Origin of the sequence: Okeania sp. SIO3B5 (assembly GCF_010692555.1) — a bacterium.
Taxonomy (GTDB): domain Bacteria; phylum Cyanobacteriota; class Cyanobacteriia; order Cyanobacteriales; family Microcoleaceae; genus Okeania.
The window spans coordinates 1-4,109 of record NZ_JAAHHG010000721.1; the positions used below are offsets into that span (position 1 = coordinate 1).

Annotated in this window: 1 protein-coding gene; it reads right to left on the minus strand. The window is 32.6% G+C overall.

The features are described from left to right. Positions 1 to 143: 143 nt before the first annotated feature. Positions 144 to 4,097, minus strand: coding sequence for an AAA-like domain-containing protein (locus F6K54_RS41500; RefSeq protein WP_293090330.1), 3,954 nt, complete (start codon positions 4,095 to 4,097; stop codon positions 144 to 146). Between the last annotated feature and the right edge of the window lie 12 nt (positions 4,098 to 4,109).

Below are 4,109 nucleotides of genomic sequence, written 5' to 3' on the forward strand. Positions count from 1 at the left end.
CCTTTGACAAAAAAGATAATTTACACCCTAAAAAATGGTATTAAAGCCATCCATTCTGACTCCTGACTCCTGACTCCTGACTCCTAAGAAATACCCTAGATATTTGTAGCAAACATTTATCAATCTGGTATAACTCCTAACTCCTAAAGTTCCAGCAGATTTTTTTCCGTCCAACTGCGATTAAACACTAATTCATAAATGCGGTTGTGAATTTTCAGCAACTCATTTTGCTTAATTACCAGTCCTGATAAACATAATTCTTTTTCTTCTGGAATATTCGTTCTCATTATCTCTTTTTGCTCCAATAATTGTTGATAAATTTCCAGCATTTGTCTTCTATTTTCACTATGAAAAATACGATCGCGAATGGTTTTTAAATGTTCTGGTTCATCTTGAGTTTCCCAATTTTTTATGATTTTTTCTTGTACTAAGTTTTCTATCCATTGGGTTTCACCATTGACCGGAATTGGTATTTCTGAATTACGAATTAACTGACATAATTTTTGAGTTAAAAAAGGCTGTCCTCCGGTCCAGTTTAATATTTCTTGCAGCATAGTTTGAGGATTACTAACTTTTTCTGTTATTCCATATAATAAAGGTTGTGCTTCATGTTTTTTGAAGCTTTCTAGTTCAATTGTTTGACCAATATTAAAAGGGGTTCTTCTAATATCAGTCATTAATTCTGAAGGAGTAGCTACTCCAAAAAAAGCAAAGGTGAGATTCTGATATCTAGACTCTGGATGAATCATTCGTTTATTGTAGCAAGAGCGAATTAGGGCAAAAAAGTCATTTACTGGAAATTTTAAGCTTAAAATTGTATCAACTTCATCCAGAAAAATGAAGACTTTTTTGATAGATTCATCGTTCTCATTATTCAGTTCAACTAATAAAATATCTTCAATAAATTGACCTAATCTTTGTACGGGAGAAATATCTAATCTGTCATTCCACCAAGTTTTTAATTTGATTAAATTAAATTTTTTCATTAAACGAAAACTACGCAATAGATCCACTGCTAATCCTTTATACCATTGCTCTACGGTCACATTTTCACTGCCAATTTGGGTTAAATCTATTGCAGCACAATGATGTCCTTCATGGTTGAGATGGTGTATCATTCTGACCATGAGACTAGATTTTCCCATTTGTCGGGCATTCAAAATATAACAAAATTCACCTTGTTTTAAGGCTTGATAGAGGGAGCGATCGGCTTGCCGGACTACATAAGTAGGAGCATTCATTGGCAAACTTCCACCTACTTTATAATTAAAATTAGAGGCAGGTTTGCCTGTTTTAAGTAGCTCATTTTCAAAGATTAATTCTGCTTGAGTTGCTTTGAGAACGTCTAAGGTTTGTGATAGTTCTTTTGTGCGTTCTTCTACTCTTTGTTCTAGGGTTTGATAAAGTCTGGAATTGTCGATGGAAATAGCTGCTTGAGCAGACAAAATATTTAATAATTCGACTCTTTCTGAGGTGAATGTATTTGTGGTTAAATTATTTTCTAAGTAAACTATTCCTTTTAATTGACTTTGGTTAATTAGGGGAGTACAGAGAATTGATTTACTTTTTGTAGCGATAATATAAGGGTCATTAATAAATTGTCCTTGGTTAGCTGCGTCGTTGAGTACAATATATTTTTGAGTGCGAATTACATAGTTAATAACAGTGGTTGGTAAAATGGGAAGTGATGTTTGGGTGTCTGTAGATTCGATGGGAATTGATTGTAAAATTGTTACTTCGTCGCTGTTTATTTTTCCTTGAGCTTCTATCAACCAATTTCCTTGATGGTAGAGAATTAAAAATCCTGTTTGCGCTCCAGCATTTTCGATGGTAATTTTCATTAAGTTGTTGAGGAGATTTTCCAGCTTAATTTCACCAGAAATTGCTTGAGACGCTTTCATAACTGTAGTTAAGTCGAGAATTTCTCCATCATTACCGGAGGCAGAAATAGTTGTACTAATACCTTTTGATTTAGTTTGATTAGTTACTCCTAATAAATATTGGGGATATTCCTTTTCTAATTGTTTGACTTTAGCTTTTGCTCCCCAACGGATGTAACAATGATGGGCATTTCTGAGGTAAAGTTGACCTATTTCTTGTCTGTCAAGGGCGAAATAAAATTCTGCTGCTCGTTCGTAAGCTAAGGCTTCTTCATGGATAAATTCATATTTTTTCGCTCCTTGAATGGCGCGATCGTAAAGTTCTTGTGCTTGCCAATTTTGTCCTAAAACTCGTGCTTTTTCTGCTTCTATTAGATCGTATTTGTGCTGGAAATTTTCTCGGCAATGTCCAGCCCATATTTTCATATCCTCTTGATTTTTTTCTACTTGTTCTAGTAATTCTTTTTGCTGTTCTGTGTCGCAATTATTGTGATGAGCAAGACAAGCAAGAGAATAGTAAAAATTGTGTTGTGGAACACATAAATATCCGATCATTCCAGCAGCATATCTATTTGCATATTGACTATTTTTAAAAGCTTGAAGATAATCTTTGAAGAGATATAAAATTAAAGTTTTGCCAAAGTAGTAAGTAAATAGTAACCACTGGTTGTCTTGATTAATATATATTTCTATTGCTCTATTTTCTTCGTCTTGATAATTTCCAATTAATAGATAGTATTTGTGTTGCTCTATAGTGGTTAAATTTAAAACAATATTTTTGCATATTTCTATATAATTTATAGAATATTCTTGATGAGTTTTTGCGATTAAATTACTATACTTTCGATAATCCCGTTCAACTTCTTCTAAATTACACCCTCCAAAAAACTCGATAAAGCAATAGTCTATAGCAAGATAAGAAATATATTCATTGTTTCCTCTATTAATATCTTTTTGTAAACTATTGAGTAATTTTTCTTGTGGTACTTTTTCATTCAGCCATTCTTTCCAATGCCAGATACATCCATAACAGTTGTGAATAACTGCAGATTCTAATTTGGGAGTAGTATATTTTTCTAGTAATTCGAGAGACAGTTTTCCAAACTGATATCCAGAATTAATATCTTTTATTATTTCACATAGAAGCGATCCATATAAACTATAAGTTATAGCAGCTTCAGGAGGATTATTATATTCAATACAAAGATTAAGTTGAGTTAAAATTGTTTCAATCCTCAGATAAGAACTTGTTGTCACTATTGCATTCCTAGCTGACTGTATTATGGAGAAAGCTGCTAGTTTATAGGGATCGGTCATTTTTGGCAGATTGGCTAAATCTTCAATATTTTTTCCTTTTAATAGAAACTTTAAAGATTTATGTTGTTGTTCAAGCCTATTTTTTATGACACTATCACTAACAATTTCTTGAGAGATTTCGATTCCCAGCTTTTCTAAAACTTTTAAAGCAATATCTATAGATTTTTGCGGCTGAAATTGACCATAGTAAGACAAGATTACTAACTCATAAATCTTGACACTATCCAGAATATTGTTGACTTTTTCTAGAATAGTTGTAGATAGTTTTTCAACCTGTTCCCACTGAGAATTTAAGTACAAAGCTTCTAAGGTTTCTACTTGAAGCTCTAATGTAAATTTGTACTGCTCCTCCCAACTTTTTTCTGCTAATAATTTAACACCAATCTCTAAATATTCCAATGCTGTTTTGTAAGCTGTTGCAGCTTTTGCTTTTTTACCTGCCTGAAGATTTAATTTTGCTAACTCATCTTTTTCCCATTGTTCAGTAATTAAACTAGACCCTTGATTAAGTTGATTGACAACATCAAAAATCTTATTCTGTAACTCATCCTCTTCAAGATTTTTCAACAGTAGATGACCTATTTGTAGATGCACTTGCTTTTTTTCTGCTGCTGGAATCAGAGAATAAGCTGCCTGTTGTACTCGGTCATGTAAAAATTTGTAGGGTATATATTTTGAAGATTCAAAATAGTTTTCTGATAGCTGATTTGATAAATCTTCAGGATTCCAGAGTAAAGGAATTTTATAGTTATTTTTCAAGGGAAAAATCAGCCCTTCATGTAACGCAGATTGTAATTCATTAGCTGTTACTGTTTGAGATTTATTATTAACGATAGCCAGGATTTCCAAATTAAATTTATTGCCAATGCAAGCTAGATCGGAAGAGCGTATCTTAAGCATCTATTCAGTGGT

Bases quoted from the DNA above. Each gene is read 5' to 3' on its own strand.
- F6K54_RS41500 (WP_293090330.1), bottom strand. From the start codon at position 4,097: ATGCTTAAGATACGCTCTTCCGATCTAGCTTGCATTGGCAATAAATTT.